The 20,182-nt window shown below is 75.7% G+C and carries 19 protein-coding genes; 11 read left to right on the forward strand and 8 right to left on the reverse strand.

Going from position 1 to position 20,182, the window contains the following annotated elements; genetic code table 11:
* Window positions 1-126: 126 nt before the first annotated feature.
* Complete coding sequence (locus tag ACZ462_RS07505; RefSeq protein WP_467804841.1) at window positions 127-1,590, forward strand: aldehyde dehydrogenase; 1,464 nt, start codon at window positions 127-129, stop codon at window positions 1,588-1,590.
* Window positions 1,591-1,593: 3 nt separating this feature from the next.
* On the forward strand, window positions 1,594-1,827 hold the full coding sequence (locus ACZ462_RS07510; RefSeq protein WP_467804839.1) for a ferredoxin: 234 nt from the start codon (window positions 1,594-1,596) through the stop codon (window positions 1,825-1,827).
* Window positions 1,828-1,896: 69 nt separating this feature from the next.
* Here the strand turns inward: ACZ462_RS07510 and ACZ462_RS07515 are convergent, their stop codons facing one another.
* Window positions 1,897-2,523, reverse strand: coding sequence for a TetR family transcriptional regulator (locus ACZ462_RS07515; RefSeq protein WP_467804837.1), 627 nt, complete (start codon window positions 2,521-2,523; stop codon window positions 1,897-1,899).
* 242 nt (window positions 2,524-2,765) lie between these two features.
* Here ACZ462_RS07515 and ACZ462_RS07520 point away from each other — a divergent pair, with 242 nt between their 5' ends.
* The 4 genes from ACZ462_RS07520 (at window position 2,766) to ACZ462_RS07535 (ending at window position 6,753) form a co-directional block, all read left to right on the forward strand.
* Window positions 2,766-4,070 (forward strand): glycosyltransferase family 4 protein, encoded by a 1,305-nt coding sequence (locus ACZ462_RS07520; protein WP_467804836.1) that lies wholly within the window; start codon window positions 2,766-2,768, stop codon window positions 4,068-4,070.
* A 38-nt stretch (window positions 4,071-4,108) separates the two neighbouring features.
* Window positions 4,109-4,843, forward strand: a complete 735-nt coding sequence (locus ACZ462_RS07525) for a class I SAM-dependent methyltransferase (RefSeq protein ID WP_467804835.1) — start codon at window positions 4,109-4,111, stop codon at window positions 4,841-4,843.
* Window positions 4,840-5,928, forward strand: a complete 1,089-nt coding sequence (locus tag ACZ462_RS07530; protein WP_467804833.1) for a prenyltransferase/squalene oxidase repeat-containing protein — start codon at window positions 4,840-4,842, stop codon at window positions 5,926-5,928. Before ACZ462_RS07525 ends, ACZ462_RS07530 begins: the two co-directional genes overlap by 4 nt.
* Window positions 5,929-6,084: 156 nt before the next feature.
* On the forward strand, window positions 6,085-6,753 hold the full coding sequence (locus ACZ462_RS07535; protein WP_467804995.1) for a hypothetical protein: 669 nt from the start codon (window positions 6,085-6,087) through the stop codon (window positions 6,751-6,753).
* A 39-nt stretch (window positions 6,754-6,792) separates the two neighbouring features.
* Here the strand turns inward: ACZ462_RS07535 and ACZ462_RS07540 are convergent, their stop codons facing one another.
* From ACZ462_RS07540 to ACZ462_RS07560, 5 genes are all read right to left on the reverse strand, one after another.
* The gene (locus ACZ462_RS07540) at window positions 6,793-7,803 is read right to left on the reverse strand and encodes an LLM class F420-dependent oxidoreductase (RefSeq protein WP_467804832.1); all 1,011 of its coding nucleotides are present in this window, start codon (window positions 7,801-7,803) and stop codon (window positions 6,793-6,795) included.
* Between the two features lie 111 nt (window positions 7,804-7,914).
* Entirely contained in the window at window positions 7,915-8,706 is a 792-nt protein-coding gene (locus tag ACZ462_RS07545) for a DUF5336 domain-containing protein (protein ID WP_467804831.1), read from the reverse strand.
* Between the two features lie 137 nt (window positions 8,707-8,843).
* Window positions 8,844-9,824 (reverse strand): N-acetylmuramoyl-L-alanine amidase, encoded by a 981-nt coding sequence (locus tag ACZ462_RS07550; RefSeq protein ID WP_467804829.1) that lies wholly within the window; start codon window positions 9,822-9,824, stop codon window positions 8,844-8,846.
* Window positions 9,825-9,934: 110 nt separating this feature from the next.
* Complete coding sequence (locus ACZ462_RS07555; protein ID WP_467804828.1) at window positions 9,935-10,585, reverse strand: class I SAM-dependent methyltransferase; 651 nt, start codon at window positions 10,583-10,585, stop codon at window positions 9,935-9,937.
* A gap of 41 nt (window positions 10,586-10,626) precedes the next feature.
* Window positions 10,627-11,685 (reverse strand): polyprenyl synthetase family protein, encoded by a 1,059-nt coding sequence (locus ACZ462_RS07560; protein ID WP_467804827.1) that lies wholly within the window; start codon window positions 11,683-11,685, stop codon window positions 10,627-10,629.
* 256 nt (window positions 11,686-11,941) lie between these two features.
* Here ACZ462_RS07560 and ACZ462_RS07565 point away from each other — a divergent pair, with 256 nt between their 5' ends.
* Together ACZ462_RS07565 and ACZ462_RS07570 are read left to right on the forward strand one after the other, a co-directional pair.
* A complete protein-coding gene (locus tag ACZ462_RS07565) occupies window positions 11,942-14,095 on the forward strand; it encodes an acyl-CoA dehydrogenase family protein (protein WP_467804825.1) in 2,154 nt (717 codons plus the stop codon).
* A gap of 14 nt (window positions 14,096-14,109) precedes the next feature.
* Complete coding sequence (locus ACZ462_RS07570; RefSeq protein ID WP_467804824.1) at window positions 14,110-15,297, forward strand: thiolase C-terminal domain-containing protein; 1,188 nt, start codon at window positions 14,110-14,112, stop codon at window positions 15,295-15,297.
* Here ACZ462_RS07570 and ACZ462_RS07575 read toward each other — a convergent pair.
* Window positions 15,278-15,700 carry a response regulator gene (locus tag ACZ462_RS07575; protein ID WP_467804994.1) on the reverse strand — a complete coding sequence of 141 codons (423 nt, stop codon included), beginning with the start codon at window positions 15,698-15,700 and terminating at the stop codon, window positions 15,278-15,280. The genes ACZ462_RS07570 and ACZ462_RS07575 overlap by 20 nt on opposite strands.
* A 235-nt stretch (window positions 15,701-15,935) precedes the next feature.
* Here ACZ462_RS07575 and ACZ462_RS07580 point away from each other — a divergent pair, with 235 nt between their 5' ends.
* The 3 genes from ACZ462_RS07580 (at window position 15,936) to ACZ462_RS07590 (ending at window position 18,960) form a co-directional block, all read left to right on the forward strand.
* Window positions 15,936-16,790: a MaoC/PaaZ C-terminal domain-containing protein gene (locus ACZ462_RS07580; RefSeq protein ID WP_467804823.1), complete on the forward strand. Its 855-nt coding sequence runs from the start codon at window positions 15,936-15,938 to the stop codon at window positions 16,788-16,790.
* 57 nt (window positions 16,791-16,847) lie between these two features.
* Entirely contained in the window at window positions 16,848-17,927 is a 1,080-nt protein-coding gene (locus ACZ462_RS07585; protein ID WP_467804821.1) for an alcohol dehydrogenase catalytic domain-containing protein, read from the forward strand.
* 76 nt (window positions 17,928-18,003) lie between these two features.
* Window positions 18,004-18,960, forward strand: coding sequence for a 3-oxoacyl-ACP reductase (locus ACZ462_RS07590; RefSeq protein WP_467804820.1), 957 nt, complete (start codon window positions 18,004-18,006; stop codon window positions 18,958-18,960).
* Between the two features lie 20 nt (window positions 18,961-18,980).
* Here the strand turns inward: ACZ462_RS07590 and ACZ462_RS07595 are convergent, their stop codons facing one another.
* A complete protein-coding gene (locus ACZ462_RS07595) occupies window positions 18,981-20,129 on the reverse strand; it encodes a hypothetical protein (protein WP_467804819.1) in 1,149 nt (382 codons plus the stop codon).
* Between the last annotated feature and the right edge of the window lie 53 nt (window positions 20,130-20,182).

Here is a 20,182-nt window from a genome sequence, read left to right on the forward strand (position 1 = left end):
CCAGTCGACCATGCGCCCGGGCCTGATGGCCAGTACCCGATCTCCGGAGGGTGCGCGGGAGCCGTGGACTCCTTGAACTGGAACTGGTATCAGTTCCGGAACGCCAAGCCGCAGGAGGCATCAGCCATGACCGAGCGCGTGGACCACGGACAGCTGTTCATCGGCGGGGAATGGGCGGATCCGCTGGGCGCCGGGACGATCGAGGTCGTCTCCCCGCACACCGAGCAGGTCATCGGCAGCGTCCCCCACGCCTCCCGGGGCGACGTGGACCGCGCGGTGGCCGCCGCCCGCCGGGCCTTCGACGAGGGCCCCTGGCCGCGGATGCCGCTGGAGGAGCGGATCGCGGTCGTGGCGCGGATCAAGGACGCCTTCGCCGTCCGCCACGAGGAGATCGCCCGCTCGATCAGCTCCCAGAACGGCTCCCCGTACTCCTGGAGCATCCTCGCCCAGGCGCTCGGTCCGATGATGGTCTACGACGCCGCGATACAGGTGGCGCGGGCCTTCCCGTTCGAGGAGCGCCGCCAGGGGGCGCTCGGGCCGATCCTGGTGCGGCGGGAGCCGGTCGGCGTGGTCGCGGCCGTCATCCCGTGGAACGTCCCCCAGTTCGTGGCCGCGGCGAAGCTGGCGCCCGCGCTGCTGACAGGGTCGTCAGTGGTGCTGAAGCCGTCCCCCGAGTCGCCCCTGGACTCGTACCTGCTGGCCGGCATCGCCCGGGAGGCCGGGCTGCCGGAGGGGGTGCTGTCCGTACTGCCCGCCGACCGGGAGGTGAGCGAGTACCTGGTGGGGCACCCGGGCGTGGACAAGGTCTCCTTCACCGGCTCCGCGGCCGCCGGCCGGCGCGTGATGGAGGTGGCCGCGCGGAACCTGGCGCGGGTCACGCTGGAGCTGGGCGGCAAGTCCGCCGCCGTGATCCTGCCCGACGCCGACCTCGACGCGGCCCTGGCCGGGATCGTGCCCGCCGCCTGGATGAACAACGGGCAGGCGTGCGTGGCCCAGACCCGGATCCTCGCGCCGCGCAGCCGCTACGGCGAGATCGCCGAGGCGCTCGCCGCGGCCGCCGGGGCGCTCGTCGTCGGCGACCCCCTCGACCCCGCGACGCAGGTCGGCCCGCTGGTCGCCGAGCGGCAGCGGCGCAGGTCGCTGGAGTACATCCGGATCGGGCAGGAGGAGGGCGCGAAGGTCCTGGCCGGCGGCGGCCGGCCCGCCGGCCAGGAGCGCGGCTGGTACGTCGAGCCGACCCTCTTCGGGGAGGTGGACAACGCGATGCGGATCGCCCGGGAGGAGATCTTCGGGCCGGTGGTCTGCCTCATCCCGTACGGGGACGAGGCGGAGGCGCTGCGGATCGCGGACGACTCCGAGTTCGGGCTGAGCGGCAGCGTGTGGACAGCGGATGTCGAGCGGGGCGTCGACTTCGCCCGCGGCGTGCGGACGGGCACCTTCAACGTGAACACCTTCAGCCTGGACGTGCTCGGGCCGTTCGGCGGCTACAAGAACAGCGGGCTGGGCCGGGAGTTCGGGCCGGAGGGGTTCGGCGAGTACCTGGAGCACAAGATGGTCCACCTGCCGGCCGGGTACGCGGCGGGGGCCTGAGCCGTGGGCGACCGGTGGCGGGTGGAGGTCGACCGGACCGTGTGCATCGGCTCCGGCATGTGCGCGGGCCTGGCCCCCGAGGGCTTCGCCCTGGACGCGGCGCGGCAGTCGCACCCGCGCCGGGAGGAGGCCGACGCGAGCGAGCCGGTCCTTGCGGCGGCCGAGGGCTGTCCCGTCGAGGCCATCTCGATCACGCTCGCGGGGACCGGGGAGGCGGTGTTCCCGCCCGAGGAGTGAGGCGCGCGGGGCGGGCGGGGCGCGGGCACCCGCCCGGGACGCCCGCCCGGCCCCCCGCCGACGGCGGGTTCAGGCCTTTTCGGGCGGGGCCGTCAGCTCGATCAGCCGACAGACCGTCTCGATGTCGATCTTCACCTGGGCGATCGAGGCCCGCCCCGACAGCCACGTGATCAGCGCGGAGTGCCAGGTGTGCTCGATGACGCGGACCGCCGAGAGCTGCTCCGCGGTCGGCGGCGCGTCCAGGCCCATCGCGTCCAGGATGATCGCGGTCGTCAGGCGCGAGACGGTGTCCACCTCCGGGCTGACGCTGCGGTCCGCGAAGGTCAGCGCGCGCACCATCGCGTCCGCGAGGTGCGGCTCGCGCTGGAGGGCGCGGAAGGCGCGCATCAGCGTCTCGGCCACCCGGGCCGCGGGGTCCTCCGCGGCCGGCGGGCGCTTGCGGAGCGTGGCGTGCATGTGCTGGAGCTGGTCCTGCATCGTGGCGACGAGCAGGTGCACCTTGGAGGGGAAGTAGCGGTAGAGGGTGCCGAGGGCGACCCCCGCGGCCTCCGCGACCTCGCGCATCTGGACGGCGTCGAAGCCGCCCCGGCCCGCCAGCTGTGCGCTGGCCTGCAGGATGCGGCGGCGGCGCGCCTCCTGGCGCTCGGTCAGGGGAGGGGACGCCGGTGTGGTGACGGCCTTCGCTTCCGCTGTCATGTGCCCCGTTCCGTGGTGTGCCGCTGGCTGGGAGAGCCCCGCAGGTGCGGGGGCGTTTCCGGGCTGGTGCGGGCCCAGCATGGCAGGCGCCGCGTGGTGGCGCGAATCACCTGCTCCGCCTCTTACGGTGGGGTTTCCGGCCGGTAGATTCAATGGTCCGCGACGGATCAACTCTGAAACTTGTTCTACATTATCCGAGCGGTTACGCTCCGGCGAAAGTTGCAGCCAGAAAGGGGCCGAGAGTGACCGCTGAGGCCGTGGTGACGAGCCCTTTCGCAGGGTCTGTGACGGACGGTGACCGGCCGTTGCGCATCGCACTCCTGACGTACAAGGGGAACCCGTTCTGCGGGGGCCAGGGCGTCTACGTGCGGCACCTCTCGCGGGAACTCGCCCGGCTCGGCCACTCCGTCGAGGTGATCGGCGCCCAGCCCTATCCGGTCCTCGACGAGGGCGCCTCCCTGACCGAGCTGCCCAGCCTCGACCTCTACCGCCAGCCCGACCCCTTCCGCACCCCGCGGCGCGAGGAGTTCCGCGACTGGATCGACGCCCTGGAGGTCGCCACCATGTGGACCGGCGGCTTCCCCGAGCCGCTGACCTTCTCCCTGCGCGCCCGCCGCCACCTCGCGGCCCGCGCCGGCGAGTTCGACGTCATCCACGACAACCAGACCCTCGGCTACGGCCTCCTCGGCGACCTCGGCGCCCCACTGGTCACCACGATCCACCACCCGATCACCGTCGACCGGCAGCTGGAGCTCGACGCCGCCCCCGACCGCAAGCGGCGCCTCTCCGTCCGCCGCTGGTACGCCTTCACGCGCATGCAGGCCCGCGTCGCCCGCCGCCTGCCGTCCGTGCTGACCGTCTCCGGCTCCTCCAAGCAGGAGATCGCCGAGCACCTCGGCGTGCGCGGCGAGCGCATCCACGTCGTCCACATCGGCGCCGACACCGACCTGTGGTCGCCCGACCCCGCGGTCGCCGAGGTGCCCGGCCGGATCGTCACCACCTCCAGCGCCGACGTGCCCCTCAAGGGCCTGGTGTTCCTCGTCGAGGCCCTCGCCAAGCTGCGCACCGAGCAGCCCGCCGCGCACCTCGTCGTCGTCGGCAAGCGCGCCGAGGAGGGGCCCGTCGCCCGCGCCATCGAGACGTACGGCCTCCAGGACGCCGTCCGCTTCGTCAAGGGCGTCACCGACGCCGAACTCGTCGACCTCGTGCGCAGCGCCCAGGTCGCCTGCGTGCCCTCCCTCTACGAGGGGTTCTCGCTGCCCGCCGCCGAGGCCATGGCCACCGGCACCCCGCTGGTCGCCACCACGGGCGGTGCGATCCCCGAGGTCGCCGGACCCGACGGCGAGACCTGCCTCGCGGTGCCGCCCGGCGACGCCGGCGCCCTGGCCGCCGCGCTCGGCCGGCTCCTCGGCGACCCGCAGCTCCGCGCCCGGCTCGGCGCCGCCGGCCGCGAGCGGGTCCTCGCCCGGTTCACCTGGGCCAAGGCCGCCGAAGGCACCGCCGCCCACTACCGGGCCGCGATCGCGCAGGCCCGCCGCACCCGCTGAATGTTCCCCCACCCCCGCGACAGCGAAGGCAGGACCCCGTGCTGACCGTCGATTTCTCCCGGTTCCCGCTCGCCGCCGGCGACCGCGTGCTCGATCTGGGCTGCGGCGCAGGCCGGCACGCCTTCGAGTGCTACCGGCGCGGCGCGCAGGTCGTCGCCGTCGACCGCAACGGCGAGGAGATCCGCGAGGTCGCCAAGTGGTTCGCCGCCATGAAGGAGGCCGGCGAGGCCCCGGCCGGCGCCACCGCCACCGCGATGGAGGGCGACGCCCTCGCACTGCCCTTCCCCGACGACTCCTTCGACGTCGTCATCATCTCCGAGGTGATGGAGCACATCCCCGACGACAAGGGCGTCCTCGCCGAGATGGTCCGCGTCCTCAAGCCCGGCGGGCGCATCGCCGTCACCGTCCCCCGCTACGGCCCGGAGAAGGTCTGCTGGGCGCTCAGCGACGCCTACCACGAGGTCGAGGGCGGCCACATCCGCATCTACAAGGCCGACGAGCTGCTCGGCAGGATGCGGGCCGCCGGCCTCAAGCCGTACGGCACCCACCACGCCCACGGCCTGCACTCCCCGTACTGGTGGCTCAAGTGCGCCTTCGGCGTCGACAACGACAAGGCCCTGCCCGTCCGCGCCTACCACAAGCTGCTGGTCTGGGACATCATGAAGAAGCCGCTCGCGACGCGCCTCGCCGAGCAGGCCCTGAACCCCCTCATCGGCAAGAGCTTCGTCGTGTACGCGACCAAGCCGCACCTTCCCGTCGGCGCCGCCCAGTGAGCTCCACCGGGCGCACCGAACGCCTCGCCCTGGACGGGGTGCTGACGGCGCAGCAGGCCGCGGAGACCGTCGCCGGGATCCTCGCCGTGCAGCGCTCCGACGGCGCGATCCCCTGGTTCCGCGGCCACCACCTGGACCCGTGGGACCACACCGAGGCCGCCATGGCGCTCGACGCGGCCGGCGAGCACGCCGCCGCCGAGCGCGCCTACCGGTGGCTGGCCCGGCACCAGAACACCGACGGCTCCTGGTACGCGGCGTACGCCGACCGGCCGGGCGGCGTCGACACCGTGAGCCCGCAGGACGCCGGGCGGGAGACCAACTTCACCGCGTACGTGGCGGTCGGGGTGTGGCACCACTACCTGGCCACCGGCGACGACCGGTTCCTCGAGCTCATGTGGCCCGTCGTGTACGCGGCCGTGGAGTTCGTCCTGGACCTCCAGCAGCCCGGCGGCGAGATCGGCTGGAAGCGCGAGGCAGACGGCACGCCCGTCGCGGACGCGCTGCTCACCGGCTCCTCCTCCATCCACCAGGCGCTGCGGTGCGCGCTGGCGATCGCCGAGCACCGGGAGGACCCCCAGCCGGACTGGGAGCTGGCGGCCGGCGCGCTCGGGCACGCGATACGCAGCCACCCGGAGCGGTTCCTGGACAAGTCCCGCTACTCGATGGACTGGTACTACCCCGTCCTCGGCGGGGCCGTGACGGGCGCGGCGGCCAAGGCGCGCATCGAGGAGCGGTGGGACGAGTTCGTCGTCCCCGGCCTCGGGGTGCGCTGCGTGCTGCCCAACCCGTGGGTGACCGGCGGCGAGTCCTGCGAGCTGGCGCTCGCCCTGTGGGCGGTCGGCGAGTCGGACCGGGCCCTGGAGATCCTGCGCTCCATCACGCACCTGCGCGCCGAGAACGGCATGTACTGGACCGGGTACGTCTTTGAGGACGAGGCGGTCTGGCCGGTGGAGCAGACGACGTGGACGGCGGGATCGCTTCTGCTGGCTGCCGCCGCGCTCGGCGGCGACGAGGCCACCACGGCCGTGTTCGGGGGGCTCTCGCTGCCCGCCGGGCTGGAGCCGGACTGCTGCGGACGCCCCTGACGGGCCCGCCCGTCGCCGGGTGCGGCAGGGGATGGTGCGGGCGGAGGGCCGCCCGCGCCACCCGGGTGGGCCGATCGGGTGGCCCGAGTGGCGGGGGGCGGGTCCGGGGGTGACGCTGCCGGGGACACCCCACTCCACCGGGAGGCAACCGTGTCGATACGCAGGAGCATCCGATTCAGCCGCGGCCTGACGGCGCTCGCGCTGTCGGGCGCGCTGGTCGCCGGGGGCGCCGCGTGCGGCGGTCCGGCGGCCGACGGGGCGAGGGGCCAGGGCGGGCAGGCCGCCGCCGGGGGCGTCGCGGCCGCCCGGATCCTCGGGAACGCGGAGCAGGCCGGGGTCCTGCGGGAGCAGGCCGCGCACGCCGAGGCCCGGGCCGCCGCCCCGGAGGCCGAGCCGACGCCCACCACCTCCGCCGAGCGGCAGCGGTTCGCCAAGACCCGGTTCGTCGCCAACGCGGGGCTCGCGGCCGGCGCCACCTACCAGTGGATCGTCAAGCCGTACCAGCAGGGCAAGTTCCGCAAGGGCGCGAGCGGCCGCACCTTCACGCTGATCAAGGCGGCCCTCGCGGGCGCCTTCGCGTACAACCGGCTGAAGGCGGCCGTCGGCAACGCCCAGGCCGACCCGCTGCTGTCGAAGGCGCTCGCCCCGCTGACCGCGGGCATCGAATCCCTGAAGGAGATGGGGACGAAGCTGCGCAAGGGCGAGGTCGCCGACGCCGACATCACCTCGTTCCAGAACGTCATCAACGGCGTGAAGGACGCCGGCAAGAGCGTCGGCGCGCCCGTCAAGGACCAGGTGCCCAGCGTGTCCGAGCTCGGCGGGTAGCCTGCGCCGCCCGGCCGGGGCCCCTCCCGGCCGGGCCGGTCACAGCACCAGCTCCGCGAGGACGCGCAGGGTGTGCGGGTCGGGGGCCGTGACCAGCAGGTCGGTGACCGGGCCGCGGCGCCACAGCTCCAGCCGCTCGGCGATCCGCTCGCGCGGCCCCACCAGGCTGACCTCGTCGGCGAACGCGTCGGGCACGGCCAGGACGGCCTCGTTGCGGCGTCCGGCGAGGAACAGCTCCTGGACACGGCGGGCCTCCTCCGCGAAGCCCATGCGGGCCATGAGGTCGGCGTGGAAGTTGCGGGCGGCGTGGCCCATGCCGCCGATGTAGAAGCCGAGCATGGCCTTGACCGGCAGCAGGCCCTCGGCGACGTCGTCGCACACCCGGGCGCGGGCCATCGGCGCGATCAGGAAGCCCTCGGGCAGGTCGGCGAGGGCCTCCCGGAAGGCGCCGGTCCGCAGCGGCGACCAGTACAGGGGCAGCCAGCCGTCGGCGATGCGGACGGTCTGGGCGACGTTGCGCGGGCCCTCCGCGCCGAGGAGCAGCGGCAGGTCGGCGCGGAGCGGGTGGGTGATCGGCCGCAGGGGCCGGCCGAGGCCGGTGGCGTCGGGGCCGAGGTAGGGGTGGCTGTGGAAGCGGCCCTCCAGGGCGACGGGTGCCTCGCGGCGCAGGACCTGGCGGACGACGTCGACGTACTCGCGGGTGGCGGTCAGCGGGCTCGCCGGGAACGGGCGCCCGTACCAGCCCTCCACGACCTGCGGTCCGGACAGGCCGAGGCCCAGCATCATGCGGCCGCCGGAGAGGTGGTCCAGGGTGAGGGCGTGCATGGCGGTGGCGGTCGGGCTGCGGGCGGCCATCTGCGCCACGGCCGTGCCGAGGAGGATGCGGGAGGTGTGCGCGGCGATCCAGGTGAGCGGGGTGAAGGCGTCCGAGCCCCAGGCCTCGGCGGTCCACACCGAGGAGTAGCCGAGGCGCTCGGCCTCGGTGGCGAGGGCGAGGTGGGCGGGGTCGGGGCCGCGGCCCCAGTAGCCGAGTGCGAGTCCGAGGCGCATGAGCGGTCCCTTCGCCGACGTTCCTGACGGTACGTCAGTGAACGGGGCGACTGTAGGACAACGGCCCCCCGCCCGGAAGGGCGGAGGGCCGTCGGGACCGCATGCGGCGCGTCAGCCGCGCTGGATGCCGGAGGTGTCGTTGAGGACGCCGCGGCGGCCGTCCTGCGTCTGGGCGATCAGCGTGGACGGGCCGCGCTGGTCCACCGCCAGGTACCAGGTGCCGGGGGCGAGTTCGGCGATCGGGGACGGCGAGCCGTCCTCCGCGTACAGGGGGCGGGCCACCGGCACCGCGAACCAGAACGGGGCGAAGTCCGCCGCCGGGGCGGGTGCCGCGTCCTGCGGGCCCGGGGTGCCGCCGTACGGCGGGGCGGGCTGCGGGGTGGTGCCGTAGCCGGGGGGCTGCTGGCCGCCCGGGTAGCCGTACCCGGCGCCCGGCTGCGGCTGGCCGCCGTACGGCGCCGGCGCGGCCGGGCGGGCCTCCGGGAGCAGCGGGCCGGCGAGCGCCGGGACCTTCCCGCCGAACAGGGCGGTGCCGGCCAGGAGGAGGGTGGCGAGGAAGGCGATGATGCAGCCCGCGCCCAGGTCGGCACCGCTCGGGCTGGTGATGAGCGACCACAGCGACGACCAGGCGGCGGAGACCGCGAGGACCGTCCCCCACGCCGACAGCGGCAGGCCGGCGAGCTGGCGGCCCGCCGGCAGGAAGCGGCCGGCGACGAGCAGGCCGGCGGCGATGAAGCCCAGCAGGAAGACGGACGGCAGCGCCAGCCGGTAGATGTCGGTGTCCCACACGCTCGGCAGGTCCAGGCCGGTCGCGGAGTAGAAGTCGAGGAACGAGGCGATGAACAGCAGCACCGCTGCTCCGATCACCACGCCGTCGCCTCGAGTGAGGGAGCGGATGTTCACGTCTTAGGTGTCCTTCTCGGTCTCGGTCGTCTCGTGGTGCGGTCGTGCAACCAGGAGCAGGGGGCGGGCTGGACCATGGTACGGAGGTTTCCCGCGGCCGAGAGGACGGGGGCGGAGGGCCGCCCCTCCCCGGAGGACTACCCCCCGAGGAAGCCGACAATCCCGTCCGCGATGCCCTGCGCGGCCTTCTGCCGCCACTGCGGACTCGTCAGCAGCGCCGCGTCCTTGCTGTCACGCATGTTGCCGCATTCGACGAACACCTTGGGCCGGGTCGAGAGATTGAGGCCGCCGAGGTCGTCGCGGACGACCAACCCCGTGCCGCCGCCGAGGTAGTTGGCGGGTCCGGTGCCGGTGGTTCGGGCGAAGTTCGCGGCGATCCGCTCCCCGAGCGTCCGGGACGGGCCGACGATCGCGGCGGTGTCCGCGGCGCCGCCCTTGACCTTGGCGGGCAGGATGACGTGGTAGCCGCGGCTGCCCTCGGAGACGCCGTCCGCGTGCACGGAGACGACGGCGTCGGCGCTCGCCTCATTGCCGATGCGGGCCCGCTCGGTGATGCAGGGGCCCCAGGCGCGGTCGGCCTCGTGCGTGAACACCACCTTCAGGCCGCGGTCTTCGAGGAGCGTGCGCAGCCGGCGGGACACGTCGAGGGTGAACTCGGCTTCCTTGTAGCCGGAGCGGGTGGTGGTGCCGGTGGTGTCGCACTCCTTGCGGGCGGTGCCGATGTCGACCTGCTGGTTGATCTCGCGGGTGTGGTCGAAGTTGCCGGTGTTGTGCCCGGGGTCGATGACCACGGTCTTGCCGGCGAGGGGCGCGGTGGCGCCGGGGGCGGGCGCGCCGCTCGCCGGGGCGCCGGCGCTCGGGTCGGAGCCCGGGGAGGCGGAGGCGGGCGGGGCGGCCGCGGGGGTGGCGGTCGCGGCCGCTGCCGCCGCGATACGGGGCGGACGGGCGTCGTCCGCCCCGGCGCCGGTGCCGACCTGGACCAGGACCCAGCCGGCCAGGGTGGTCGGGGCGATCACCGCCGCGGCGACGGCGAGGGCGGAGCGGCGAGCGAAGGGCCGCCGGTCCGCGGCGGGCGCGGAGGCGGTCTCGGGCTGCGGGGAGCTGTCGTCGTTGCGCACGGCGCGATGCTAGACCCGGCCCCCGGGCAGGACCGGGCACTGGGCCGTCCGAGGGCGCGGTGCGATCGTAGGGTGATATGCCCGGTGCGCCCCCGGTGGCCGCGCCGCGGTCAGATGCCGGGCCCGGTGCGGCGCAGGATCCGCAGCGAGTCGGTCGCCGAGACCTCCTCGAAGGCGCCGGAGGCCAGGGCGCGCAGGTAGATCCGGTACGGGGCCTGCCCGCCGTCGGCCGGGTCGGGGAAGACGTCGTGGATGGCGAGGGTGCCGCCCTCGGCCAGGTGCGGGGCCCAGCCCTCGTAGTCGCCGGCGGCGTGCTCGTCGGTGTGGCCGCCGTCGATGAAGACGAAGCCCAGCTGCCCGCCCCAGACGGCGGCGACCTGCGGGGACCGCCCCACGACGGCGATGGCGTGCTCCTCCAGCCCCGCCCGGTGCAGGGTGCGGCGGAAGGTCGGCAGGGTGTCCATCAGCCCGATCTCGGGGTCCACGACGGACGGGTCGTGGTACTCCCAGCCGGGCTGCTGCTCCTCGCTGCCGCGGTGGTGGTCGACGGTGACGGCGCTGACGCCGGCCTCGCGGGCGGCGTCGGCCAGCAGGATCGTCGAGCGCCCGCAGTACGTGCCCACCTCCAGCAGCGGCAGCCCCAGGGCCGCGGCCGCGGCGGCGGCCTCGTACAGGGCGAGCCCCTCGCGCAGGGGCATGAAGCCCTTGGCGGCCTCGAAGGCGGCGAGGGTCTCCGGCTTGGGGGTGGCGGCGGGGGCCATGGGTTCCTCCTGTGCTGCGCGTGGGCGGAGCCCATGCTGCCCTACCGCCCGGTAGGCCGCCACGGCCGGGTCGGCCGCGGGGCCGCGGGGGCGGCGGGCGGCAGCAGCAGGGCCGAGGCGTGGTCCACGAGGCGCCGCAGCGCCGGCAGGTACCGCTCGTGGCCGCCGAGCCGGGCGAGGGCGCGGTGGGCGCGAGCGCGGAACGCGCCGAGGCCGGCGCCGTAGCGGTGGAGCACGGCCGGCGCGAGGAGGGCCGCCGTGAGCTCGGAGCGGGCGGCGGCGGACCGGCGCGCGGCCTCGCACAGGGCGATGAGGCGGTCCCGGCCGGCGGGCGAGGCGGCTCCTTCGAGGGCGCAGGCGAGCAGGTAGGTCGGTGTGCCGTTGCGGAGGTCCTCGTGGCGGCCGGTGAGGATGTCCTCCTGGTCGTTGAACAGCTGCCAGAGGACGCCGAACACGGTGCCGAACTCGCGCCAGGACTCCACCCTCCCCGGCTCCGCCCCCGCCAGCTCCGCCGCCATCGCCGTGATCATCGCGAAGGGGCCGCCGGACTTCCCGCGGTAGGCGGCCACCGCGGATTCCCGGGTGGCGTGCGCGGCGGCCGTGCCGATGTCGGCCAGCTGCCCCTCCGCGGCGGCCGTCCAGGCGGTCAGCACCTCGGATGCCAGGACCGCGCGCACCTCCGGCGGGGCGGGCAGCGCCTCGACGATGCGCAGCGGCAGGACGCTCCCGGCGAGGAAGGCGGCCATCAGCTCTTCGCTCGGGCCGGGCCCGGGCCCGGGCCCGGGCGCAGGCTCCCCGGGGCCCGCACGGCCGGGGGCGTCGGCCAGGTCGTCGAGGTGGCAGGCGGAGGTCCACCACAGCACGTGCAGGGCGGCCAGCGGGACGGCGGGGGCGGCGTCGCCGGTCTCCGCGCCGTGGACGAGCGGCGGCAGTACCCACAGGGGGTGCCGGAGCGGGTGGCGGCGCAGGAGCCCCGCGACCGCGCCGCGGGCGGCGCGGGTGTCCGCCTCCGGCCCCAGCCGCCGGATGGCGGCGTCCAGTTCCGCCTCGACGTCGAGGGGGACCAGCGCGTGGAGGTCCGCGTACGGAAGGGGGTGCACGGGTCGTTTCCTTCCCGGGGGCTGCTGCGAGGGGCGGCGGCCTGGGCCGCCCCCGATTCGATCATTCGGGGCGGGCCGGATCCAGAGCGATTTCCGGACGCGGCCGTTCGCGGTGTCCGGGCCGCGGCCGCCCCCCGACGTGCATCTGACCTTCCGTCAGAATGGAACGTGTTCTACCCTGGCCCGCGGCCGAGGCGCCGGACACCCCCGGCGCGGCCGCCGGGACGCCGGACGTCGGAGAGGCGGCAGGATCCGCATGGGCATCGCCATCACGCAGGAGCAGCAGGACCTGGCCGCCGCCGTGCGCGGCTGGGCCGCCCGCCACGTCCCGCCCGAACGCGTCCGCGCCCTGATGGACGCACCGCCCCGCACCGGGGAGCGCCCCGCCTGGTGGGACGGCCTCGCCGCGGCCGGGCTCCTCGCCCCCCACCTGGAGGGCGGAACCCTCCTCGACCTGGCCGTCGCCGTCGAGGAGGCCGCCCGCGCCGCGCTGCCCGGCCCGTTCCTGCCCAACTCCCTCGCCTCCGCCCTGCTGGACCGGGCCGGAGCCGCCGACCTGGCCGCCGCCCTCGCCGACGGCACCCGGATCGGGGCCGTCGCCCTCGGCCCCGGCACCCTGGCCGCCGCCCCCGCCCCGCACGGGGGACACCTCCTCGACGGCCTCGCCCCGCCCGTCCTCGGCGCCGGCGAGGCCGACCTCGTCCTCCTCGCCGCCGCCACCCCCGCCGGCACCCGCTGGTTCGCCGTCGACACCGCCGGTCTCGCCGTGCGCACCCACACCGCCGCCGACCCGACGCGCCCCACCGCCGAGGTGCGGGCCCTGCGCGCCGCCGTGCCGCCCGACCGGCTCCTCGACCTCGACGACGGCCTCGTCCGCGACCTCGCCCGGACCCTCTTCGCCGCCGACGCCTGCGGCACCGCCGCCTGGGCCGTGCACACCGCCGCCGAACACGCCAAGGTCCGCGAGCAGTTCGGCCGGCCCATCGGCCGCTTCCAGGGCGTCAAGCACCTGTGCGCCGACATGCTCGTCCGCCTGGAGCAGGCCCGCGCCCTCGCCTGGGACGCCGCCCGCGCCGCCGACGGGCCGCCCGGCGGCCGCCCGCTCGCCGCCGCCCTCGCCGCCGCCACCGCCCTGGACGCCTCGTACGGATGCGCCAAGGACTGCATCCAGATCCTCGGCGGCACCGGCTTCACCTGGGAGCACGACGCCCACCTCCACCTTCGGCGCGCCCTCGTGGCCCGGCAGCTCCTCGGCCCCGGCGACGAGCACCGGCTGCACGCCGCGGACCTCGCCGCCGCCGGCGCCCGCCGCGAGGTCCGCACCGACCTCCCCCGGCAGGCCGAGCGGTACCGGCCCGCCGCCCGCCGCGCCGCCGAGGGCGCCCGCGGCCTCGACCCGGCCGCGGCCCGCCGCGCCCTGGCCCCCACCGGGTACGCGGCCCCCCACCTGCCGCCGCCCTGGGGGCTCGGCGCCGGGCCCCTGGAGCAGCTCGTCGTCGCGCAGGAGCTGGCCCGGGCCGGCGTACGGATCTCCGACCTCGGGATCGCCACCTGGGTCGTGCCCTCCCTGATCGCCCACGGCACCCCCGAGCAGCAGGCCGCGTACCTCCCCGCCACCCTGCTCGGCGACCTCGCCTGGTGCCAGCTCTTCTCCGAGCCCGGCGCCGGATCCGACCTCGCCTCCCTGCGCACCCGGGCCGAGCGGACCGGCCCGGACGGCTCCTGGCGCATCACCGGCCAGAAGGTCTGGACGAGCGCCGCCCGCAGCGCCGACCACGGCATCCTCCTCGCCCGCACCGACCCCGACGCCCCCCGCCACCGCGGCCTCGGCTGCTTCCTCGTCGACATGCGCACCACCCCCGGCATCGACATCCGGCCGCTGCGGGAGATCACCGGTGACACCCTCTTCAACGAGGTCTGGTTCGACGGCGCGCTGCTGCCCGCCGACGCCCTCCTCGGCAGGCCCGGCGACGGCTGGGCGGTCGCCCGCACCACCCTCGGCAACGAGCGCGTCCACATGGCCGACCAGGTCGCCTTCGACACCGGCCTGGAGGTGCTCCTCGCCCGCGCCCCCGGCCTCGACGGCGCCCGCCGCGCCCGCATCGGGGCGCTCGCCGCCGAAGCCCACGCCCTGGCCTGCATCGGGCTGCGCACCACGCTCCGGCAGGTGTCCGGACGGGAGCCCGGCGCCGGCGCCTCGATCCGCAAGCTCGTCCAGACCGCGCACCAGCAGCGGGTCGCCGAGCTCGCCCTCGAACTCCTCGGCCCCGAGGGCGCCGTACGGGAGGGGCCGGGGGAGCGGGCCGTCCACGGGATGCTGCTGTCCCGCTGCCTGACCATCGCCGGGGGCACCACGCAGGTCCAGCTGAACGTCGTCGCCGAGCGGATCCTCGGCCTCCCCAGGGACTGAAGGAAGGGACGGGCATGAAGCCGTACGTCGCCGGAGTCGGGATGACCCGCTTCGAGAAGCCCGAAACGGCCGACCGGCCGTACTGGGAGCTCGCCGAGGAGGCGGGGCGGGCCGCCCTCGCGGACGCCGGGATCGGATACGAGCAGGTCGAGCACGTCCCCGTCGGCTACTGCTTCCAGCCCTCCACCGCCGGCCAGCGCGCCGCGTACGGGCTGGGGCTGACCGGCGTGCCCGTCTACAACGTGAACAACAACTGCGCGACCGGCGCCACCGCCCTGGTGATGGCCCGGCAGCTCGTCGCGGGCGGCCTCGCCGACTGCGTGCTGGCCCTCGGCTTCGAGAAGATGAAGAAGGGCTCCCTCGGCTCCGGCGCCGGCGCGGGCGACTTCGGGGCCTCCCCGGTCGCCCGGCATTACGGGATCATGGCCGCCCGCCACGGCTTCGGGCAGTCGCCGCCCACCGCGCAGCTCTTCGGCAACGCGGCCCGCGAGCACATGGAGCGGTACGGCACCACCCCGGCGCAGCTCGCGGCGGTCGCCGCGAAGAACCACCGGCACTCCGCGGACAACCCGTACGCCCAGTTCCGCGACGTGTACACGGTGGCGGAGGTCCTTGCGGCGAAGCCCGTCCACGAGCCGCTGACCCGGCTCCAGTGCTCGCCGACCTCGGACGGCGCCGCCGCGGCCGTCGTCGTCTCCGAGCGGTTCCTCGTACGGCACGGGCTGCACGCCAAGGCCGTCGAGATCGCCGGGCAGGCGATGGCCACCGACACGCCCGCGTCCTTCGCCTCCGGCTCGTGCATCGACGTCGTCGGCAAACCGGTGACGACCGCCGCGGCCCGCCAGGCGTACGCGGCCTCCGGCCTGGGCATCGAGGACGTCGACGTCGTCGAACTCCACGACTGCTTCTCCGTCAACGAACTCCTCACCTACGAGGCCCTCGGCATGTGTGCCGACGGAGACTCGGGCGCCCTCGTGGAGAGCGGCGCGACGACGTACGGCGGGCGCTGGGTCGTCAACCCCTCCGGCGGGCTGATCTCCAAGGGGCACCCGCTGGGCGCCACCGGGCTCGCGCAGACCGCCGAACTGGTGTGGCAGCTGCGCGGGGAGGCCGGCGCCCGGCAGGTCCCCGGGGCCGCGGTCGGCCTGGCCCACAACATCGGCCTGGGCGGCGCGGCCGTCGTCACCCTGTTGCGCCGCTGAGCCCCCCGGAGCCCGGGCCCTCGGCGGGTCCGGGGCCCGGGCGCGGGGCGGCCGCCAGGGCGGGGTCGACCACGGTCTCGCCGCGGGAGGCGCGCCGGAGGGCGTCCGCCAGCTCCTCCAGCGGCCCGTCCCGCACCACCAGCCCGGCCGCGCCCGCCGCCAGCGCCGCGTCCAGCAGTCCGGGGTGCGCCGAGCCGGCCATCACCAGCACCCGGCACTCGGGATCCTCCTCCAGCAGCGCCGTGACCGCCGACAGCTCCTCGACGAGCGCCACCGCGGGCCGGGCCAGCGCGGAGCCGACCATCTCGATGTCCGGCTGGAGCCCCAGGCGCAGCGCCAGCGCCGCGTCCGGGGGGAAGAGGAGCACCCGCAGGGACTTGGCGGGGCGGCGGGCCACGGGCATTTCGTCCACGCCGCCACCCTAGGGGCGGCGGCCGGTCCGGCTGCGCAACACGCACCCGGACACCTCCATCTGACACGCAGTCAGCGGCCTTCCCAAGTGGTGGGGCGTGCGTTATACATGCCTCACCGGTGGACACTGGAACGCGTTCTAGAACCGGTCCCGCATGCGACCTCGGTGCGGCCGACGGTGCGGACGACCGCGCCGAGGTCTTCCACGGACAAGGAGCACCATCCCCATGCCGATCGACGCCGCCAGGGCCCTCGCCGCCGAACCCCGCCGCGGGGACATCGCCTGGGACCGCAAGGACATCCAGCTCTACCACCTGGGCCTCGGCGCTGGGATCCCCGCCACCGACCCCGACGAGCTCCGCTACACCCTGGAGTCCCGCCTCCACGTCCTGCCCAGCTTCGCCACCGTCGCCGGCGCCGGCATGGCCATGCTCGGCGGGCTCTCCGCACCCGGGATCGAGGTCGACCTCGCAGCCGTCCTGCACGGCGGCCACTCCATCGAGCTGCACCGGCCGATCCCCGTCACCGGCAGGGCCACGGCCACCTCCAAGGTCGCCGCCGTCTGGGACAAGGGCAAGGCCGCGGTCATCGTGCTGCGCTCGGAGGCCGCGGACGCCGACGGCCCGCTGTGGACCAGCGACGCGCAGATCTTCGTCCGCGGTGAGGGCGGCTTCGGCGGCGACCGCGGCCCCTCCGCCAGCGCCGAGGCACCCGACCGCACCCCCGACCGGGTCGTGGAGAGGCCCGTCCGCGAGGAGCAGGCGCTGCTCTACCGGCTCTCCGGGGACTGGAACCCGCTGCACGCCGACCCCGAGTTCGCCAAGGCGGCCGGCTTCGACCGGCCGATCCTGCACGGCCTGTGCTCGTACGGGATGGCCCTCAAGGCCGTCGTCGACACCGCGCTCGGCGGGGACGTCACCCGCGTCCGCGCCTACCGCACCCGGTTCGCCGGCGTCGCCTACCCGGGCGAGACGCTGCGGATCCGGATGTGGGAGGAGCCCGGCCGGGTGCGCGTCGCGGTGGGCGCCGCGGAGCGGGACGACGCCCCCGTCCTCGCGGACACCGTCGTCGAGCACGGTTAAGGACCTGTCGCCCCCGCACCCCCGCACCCCCGTAGCCCCAAGCCGAGGAGCCGCACCGTGCGCGCAGCGCTGCAGAGCGAGATAGGCCAGGAGAAGCTCGAGGTAGTCGACGACATGGAGGCCGTGGGCTTCGGGCCCGGCCGGGTGCGGATCCGCATCAGGGCCACCGGCCTGTGCCACTCCGACCTGTCCGCGATGAGCGGGGTGCTGCCGCAGCCCGCACCGTTCGTCCCCGGGCACGAGGCCGCGGGCGAGATCACCGACGTCGGGGACGGGGTCACCACCCACGCCGTCGGCGACCGCGTCCTCGTCTGCTGGCTGCCGCCCTGCCGGGACTGCCCCGCGTGCCGGCGCGGCCAGGGGCACCTGTGCCTGGCGGCATTCGGGAACGCCGCCACCCCCAACTTCCGGCGCACCGGCGGCGGCGACGTCTTCGGCTTCGCCGGCACCGGCACCTTCGCCGAGGAGCTCGTCGTCCCGGCCGCCTGCGCGGTGAAGATCCCCGACGACGTGCCGTACGACATCGCCGCGCTGATCGGCTGCGGCGTCACCACCGGGCTCGGCGCGGCGATCAACACGGCGAAGGTGGAGGCCGGGTCGTCCGTCGCCGTCATCGGCTGCGGCGGCGTCGGCATCTCCGTCGTCCAGGGCGCCAAGGTGCAGGGCGCCGCGCAGGTCGTCGCCGTCGACCCGGTCGCCGCCCGGCGCGAGGCGGCGCTGCGGTTCGGCGCCACCGAGGCGGTCGCGCCGGAGGCCTTCGCCGACGCGCGGCAGCGGATCACCGGGGGCGAAGGCTTCGACTGCGTCTTCGAGGTCGTGGGCAGGTCCGCGACCGTGCGGACCGCGTACGAGATGACCCGGCGCGGCGGCTCCGTCGTCGTGGTCGGCGCGGGCGCCCTCGACGACGACTACTGCGTCAACATGTTCTCGCTGTTCTTCGACGAGAAGCGGATCCTGCCGTCGATGTACGGCGGCGGGGACGTGCTCCGGTCCTACGAGCGCACGATCGCCCTCTGGCGGGCGGGCCGCGTCGACCTGGCCGGGCTGATCACCCACCGGGTGCGGCTCGCCGACGTCAACGACGCCCTGGACCAGATGCGCACCGGGACGGCCCTGCGCACCTGCATCGAACTCTGAGCGGCGCGGCGCCGTCGCCCCTCGACCGCCCCTTCAGGCCCGTACGCCCTTACGCCCGTCGGAGAGGAACCCGCAGATGCCGCTGCCACTCGAGGGACTGTCCGCCGTCGTCACCGGCGCCGGCCGGGGCCTCGGCCGTGCCGAGGCGCTGGAACTGGCCCGCCTCGGCGCCGCCGTGGTCGTCAACGACCTGGGCCGGTCCGGCCGCGACGGATCGGGCGACGCGTCCGCCGGCCCGGCGCAGGAGGTCGTCGACGAGATCCGAGCGGCGGGCGGCCGGGCCGTGGCGCACGCCGGGGACGTCGCCGACTTCGGGCAGGCCCGCGAACTCGTCGAGCTGGCGGTGGACACCTTCGGCCGGCTGGACGTCCTGGTCAACAACGCGGGGATCCTCCGCGACCGGATGGTGTTCTCCATGTCGGAGGACGAGTGGGACTCGGTCGTCCGCGTCCACCTCAAAGGCCACTTCAACACCACCCGCTTCGCCGCTGCGCACTGGCGGGAGCGGTCGAAGGCGGCGGGCGGCCCGGTCTTCGGGCGGATCGTCAACACCTCCTCCGAGGCCTTCCTCGGCGGCTCGGCCGGCCAGCCGAACTACGCGGCAGCCAAGGGCGGCATCGTCGGCCTGACGACCTCGACCGCCCTCGCCCTCGCCAAGTACGGGGTCACCGCGAACGCGATCTGCCCGCGGGCGCGGACGCGGATGACGGAGGACGTCTTCGCCGGGTTCGGGGTGCCGGACGATGGCCGCCCCGATCCGCTGGCCCCCGAGCACGTCGCCCCGCTCGTCGGATACCTGGCCTCGCCGGCCGCGGGCCGGGTGAACGGGCAGCTGTTCGTCGTCCACGGCGGCATCGTCGCGGTGATGGAGCGGCCCAGGGTGGCGGCCGTGTTCGACACCGCCAAGGACGTCTTCTCGTACGAGGAGCTGGACTCGCTCCTGACACCGCACTACGCGGGCCGCCCGGAGGGCGAGTCCTTCGCCGCGGCCGAGGTGTTCGGCCTGCGGCACGGCCGGGCGGCGGCCGGGTAGGCGCGACCGGACAGGGCCGGTCAGCGCGCGGCGCTCCGGAGCGGAGCCTGCTGGAGCGGGGCCTGCTGGAGCGGCACCGGGCGGGGCGGCACCGGGCGGGGCGCCGCCTCCGGCCCGGCCGGCTCCGCGGGCGGCGACTCGACCCGGACCGGTCGCGGCGGCGCGTCCGGCACAGCCACCCCGGCGATCCCGCAGGGCACCTCGGGCGTGGAGAAAGGCAGCCGCAGGCGGCCCTCGGGGCTCCACACGCCGGTGCCGAGCCAGCCGGCGGGCGCGGCGAGGCGGAAGACGCGCCGGTCGGCGGGCCGCCACAGGGCGACGTCGCCCCAGCCGCCGGAGCCGTCCGCCGGGTCCTCCAGCCGGAACGCGACCCCGCACGTCTCCGGCATCAGCGCCTGGCCCGGCTGGACCGCGAACGGCGTCGCCGGCAGGCCGCGCAGGCACTCGGGGAAGCGGACGGGCCGGGCACTGCCGAGGACGCCCCAGCCCAGCCGGGGCTCACCCGCGGCGTCCGACCGGATCAGCAGCAGCCCGCTGTCGGGGTCGGCGAACAGCAGCCGGTCCTCGCTGCCGTCCGCGATCTGGAGCAGCGGGGTCGCCTCGCCGCGCCCCAGGTCCACGGTGACGGCCTTGACGGTGCCCTCCCGCTCGCGGTCCAGGGCCAGTATGCGGCCGCCGCGGTCCAGCCAGACGCCGCCGGTGCAGCGGCCGGGGATCCGGGCCACGGGCCCGAACGGGCCGCCCGCCACCTGCCAGACGGCCGAGCCGGCGGCCGACGACGCCAGCGCGAAGGCGCCGGCCCCGCCGGGCGGCGGTGGCAGCAGGGACACCCGTACGTCCTCCCGCTTGGGGACCACGGAGCCCAGCGCGAGCTCGCCCGTCCGCGGGCCGGCCCCGACACCGCCCGTCGGGTACAGCAGGGCGAAGGCGTGCCGGTCCGCGACCCGCCGGTGGATCAGGACCCGCCCGTCGGCGAGCGGCAGCACCTCGCTGTCGGCCTCCTCCGGCTGGGCCAGCGGCAGCGGCACCGCGTACGGCTCGGGGCCGGCCAGGGTCCAGCGCTCCGGGTAGCGCGCCTCGCCGCTCCCGGCGAGCCGGGCGGCGTACGAGCCGTCCGCGGCGATGGTGAAGGGGGCAGCCGTCGCGATCTCGATGGCACAGACAGTCATCCGTGCGTCACCTCCGGTGAGGAAGCTAGTTTTCGCACTACCAGCCGAACAAC

It is taken from the genome of Streptomyces sp. NPDC031121, from assembly GCF_055570615.1.

Bases quoted from the DNA above. Each gene is read 5' to 3' on its own strand.
- ACZ462_RS07570 (WP_467804824.1), top strand. From the start codon at position 14,110: ATGAAGCCGTACGTCGCCGGAGTCGGGATGACCCGCTTCGAGAAGCCC.
- ACZ462_RS07555 (WP_467804828.1), bottom strand. From the start codon at position 10,585: ATGGCCCCCGCCGCCACCCCCAAGCCGGAGACCCTCGCCGCCTTCGAG.
- ACZ462_RS07595 (WP_467804819.1), bottom strand. From the start codon at position 20,129: ATGACTGTCTGTGCCATCGAGATCGCGACGGCTGCCCCCTTCACCATC.
- ACZ462_RS07590 (WP_467804820.1), top strand. From the start codon at position 18,004: ATGCCGCTGCCACTCGAGGGACTGTCCGCCGTCGTCACCGGCGCCGGC.
- ACZ462_RS07515 (WP_467804837.1), bottom strand. From the start codon at position 2,523: ATGACAGCGGAAGCGAAGGCCGTCACCACACCGGCGTCCCCTCCCCTG.
- ACZ462_RS07505 (WP_467804841.1), top strand. From the start codon at position 127: ATGACCGAGCGCGTGGACCACGGACAGCTGTTCATCGGCGGGGAATGG.
- ACZ462_RS07565 (WP_467804825.1), top strand. From the start codon at position 11,942: ATGGGCATCGCCATCACGCAGGAGCAGCAGGACCTGGCCGCCGCCGTG.
- ACZ462_RS07575 (WP_467804994.1), bottom strand. From the start codon at position 15,700: ATGCCCGTGGCCCGCCGCCCCGCCAAGTCCCTGCGGGTGCTCCTCTTC.
- ACZ462_RS07580 (WP_467804823.1), top strand. From the start codon at position 15,936: ATGCCGATCGACGCCGCCAGGGCCCTCGCCGCCGAACCCCGCCGCGGG.
- ACZ462_RS07540 (WP_467804832.1), bottom strand. From the start codon at position 7,803: ATGCGCCTCGGACTCGCACTCGGCTACTGGGGCCGCGGCCCCGACCCC.